Origin of the sequence: Cupriavidus sp. YAF13 (assembly GCF_052113425.1) — a bacterium.
Taxonomy (GTDB): Bacteria; Pseudomonadota; Gammaproteobacteria; order Burkholderiales; family Burkholderiaceae; genus Cupriavidus.
Genome location: NZ_JBFRDD010000133.1, coordinates 1 through 1,810, shown reverse-complemented (window position 1 = coordinate 1,810; position 1,810 = coordinate 1). Strand labels below are relative to the sequence as shown.

The 1,810-nt window shown below is 70.0% G+C and carries 1 pseudogene; it reads left to right on the top strand.

Features of this window, described 5'->3' with window-relative positions:
* A pseudogene (locus AB4061_RS40450) lies at positions 1–1,810 on the top strand (hypothetical protein); the annotation flags it as partial.

Here is a 1,810-nt window from a genome sequence, read left to right as displayed (position 1 = left end):
GGGCAACCTCAGCACCACCACCACCGCGACCGAGACGGTGACGGTCAATCCGCTGGCGCCGAGCCTGGCGCCAGTGGCCGAGAGCGGAGTCGAGGGCGCGGCCATCGCGCTGAACTTCGGTGCCACGGTCAACGGCCTGGCCGGCGACAGCAATGGCCTGGCCTCGCTGGTGGTCGGGGCGATCCCGGTCGGTGCCACGTTGAGCGACGGCAGCCACAGCTTCACCGCTTCGGCCGGCCACACCGCGGTCGATGTCCATGGCTGGACATTAGGCTCACTGACGATCACGCCGACCAACGACGCCAACTTCACGCTGAGCGTGGCGGCGACCGCCACCGACGGCGAGGGCAACCTCAGCACCACCACCGCGACCGAGGCGGTGACGGTCAATCCGCTGGCGCCGAGCCTGGCGCCGGTGGCCGAGAGCGGAGTCGAGGGCGCGGCGATCGCGCTGAATCTCGGCGCCACGGTCAACGGCCTGGCCGGCGACGGCAACAGCCTGGCCTCGCTGGTGGTCAGCGCGATCCCGGTCGGTGCCACGTTGAGCGACGGCGTGGGCGGTCATAGCTTCACGGCCGATGCGAGTCATAGCGCGGTCGATGTCCATGGCTGGACCCTGTCGGCCCTGACCATCACGCCAACCAGCGACGCGAACTTCACGCTGAGCGTGGCGGCCACCGCCACCGACAGCGAGGGCAACCTCAGCACCACCACCACTGCCACCGAGACGGTGACGGTCAATCCGCTGGCGCCGAGCCTGGCGCCAGTGGCCGAGAGCGGAGTCGAGGGCGCGGCCATCGCGCTGAACTTCGGCGCCACGGTCAACGGCCTGGCCGGCGACGGCAACGGCCTGGCCTCGCTGGTGGTCGGCGCGATCCCGCTGGGCGCCACGTTGAGCGATGGCAGCCACAGCTTCACCGCTTCGGCCGGCCACACTGCGGTCGATGTCCATGGCTGGACCTTATCGAGCCTGACGATCACACCGACCAGCGACGCCAACTTCACGCTGAGCGTGGCCGCGACCGCCACCGACAGCGAAGGCAACCTCAGCACCACCACCACGGCCACCGAGACGGTGACGGTCAACCCGCTGGCGCCGACCCTGGCGCCGGTGGCCGAGAGCGGAGTCGAGGGCGCGGCCATCGCGCTGAACCTCGGCGCGACGGTCAATGGCCTGGCCGGCGACAGCAATAGCCTGGCCTCGCTGGTGGTCRGYGCGATCCCGGTCGGGGCCACGTTGAGCGATGGCAGCCACAGCTTCACCGCCGATGCAAGTCATAGCGCGGTCGACGTCCATGGCTGGACCCTGTCGGCCCTGACCATCACGCCAACCAGCGACGCCAACTTCACACTGAGCGTGGCGGCCACTACTGCCGACGGCGAGGGCAACCTCAGCACCACCACCACKGCCACCGAGGYGGTGACGGTCAAYCCGCTGGCGCCGACCCTGGCGCCAGTGGCCGAGAGCGGGGTCGAGGGCGCSGCCATCGCGCTGAACCTGGGCGCSACGGTCAATGGCCTCGCCGGCGACRGCAACAGCCTGGCCTCGCTGGTGGTCAGCGCGATCCCGCTCGGTGCCACGTTGAGCGATGGCAGCCACAGCTTCACCGCTTCGGCTGGCCACACCGCGGTCGATGTCCATGGCTGGACGCTAGGCTCACTGACGATCACGCCGACCAATGACGCCAACTTCACGCTGAGCGTGGCGGCCACCACTGCCGACGGCGAAGGCAATCTCAGTACCACCACCACGGCCACCGAGGTGGTGACGGTCAACCCGCTGGCGCCAGCCCTGGCGCCGGTGGCAGAG